This is a genomic window from Curtobacterium sp. MCBA15_001, from assembly GCF_001864835.1.
In the GTDB taxonomy this organism is placed as follows: domain Bacteria; phylum Actinomycetota; class Actinomycetes; order Actinomycetales; family Microbacteriaceae; genus Curtobacterium.
Genome location: NZ_MJGI01000011.1, coordinates 12,035 through 13,183 on the forward strand (window position 1 = coordinate 12,035; position 1,149 = coordinate 13,183).

Consider the following 1,149-nt stretch of genomic DNA (forward strand, 5'->3'; position numbering starts at 1 on the left):
GCCACGGACCTCCCGTCTGTCCTGTGGTGCCGTTCCCCGCGTCAGGCGACCGGACCGTACAGCGGGTCCTCGGCCTCGTCCAGTTCGAGCTCGGCGGTCTGCTGGATGAGCGCGAGCAGGTCCGCGTCGAGCCCGGGGGCGAACTCCTCGAGCCGCTCCGGAGCGATGAAGGACGGTGCACCCTTCGGAGCCTGCTCCGACGCGTCGAGGTCGGTGCCGTCGTTCGAGGGCGAGGCGCCGCGGAAGATCTTCGCCGCTTCGGACGCCCCGTCGAGGTCGAAGCTGTACTGCTTGCTCTGCAAGCCCAGGTCGACGAGCTCCTTGACCTCGGGGAACTGCTCGGCGTTCGTCTTCGGGATCGGCAGCAGCGAGCGCCACTGCACCCCGAGGGTCTCGAGCGCCTTGGCGTAGGCGTTCTCGTGCGCCTGGTCGCGGACGATCAGGTACGCGATGGTGGCCCGGGCGGTGGGGTTGTCCGTCATCTCGTAGATGCGGCACTTCTGCAGGCGCCCCGTCGACTCGAGCATCAGGTTGTACAGCAGGTCGAGCGGCAGGTTGCCGGAGTTGTAGACGTAGCTGCCGCTCCACGGGTTGCCCGCCGAGTCCACCGGCAGGGCACCCTGCGCGCCGACCAGGTAGTGGTGGATGTTGCCCGTGTCGAGCGCGATGTTGAGCGGCGTCGCACCCTTCTTGCCGGGCTCGTCGAGCGGGTCCGTCAGCTTGCCGGAGTAGCCGGGAGCGCCGTCGAGCAGCCGCGAGATCGTCGTGCCGATGAGCTCGACGTGGCTGATCTCCTCGGTGCCGACGCCCTGGATCAGGTCGCGGTAGGGCTTGGCGGCCGGCCCGCGGAAGTTCATGGCCTGGAACAGGTACTGCATCATCGTGCGCATCTCGCCGAACTGTCCGCCGAGGCCCTCCTGCAGGGCGTTCGCGGCGGCGGGGTCGGGGTCGCCGGGGGCGATGTCGTTGATCCAGGTCTGAGCGTGGAAGTACATGGTGCCTCCTCTTCAGCGCGACGATCTCGCCGCTGCTGCCGCCCACGGTCGTCGGGCCGGTCTGGACGGGCTGCCGGAACGTCCACGGCACGCAGTCGGGCAGACGGGCCGGGTCCCGTCCCGCGGTCCCGTCCCGCGGTCCCGCCCCGCGGTC

1 protein-coding gene is annotated in these 1,149 nt (G+C 70.0%); it reads right to left on the reverse strand.

Features of this window, described 5'->3' with window-relative positions; all coding sequences use genetic code 11:
* Window positions 1–41: 41 nt before the first annotated feature.
* Window positions 42–995: a manganese catalase family protein gene (locus tag BIU90_RS05570; RefSeq protein ID WP_071299256.1), complete on the reverse strand. Its 954-nt coding sequence runs from the start codon at window positions 993–995 to the stop codon at window positions 42–44.
* Between the last annotated feature and the right edge of the window lie 154 nt (window positions 996–1,149).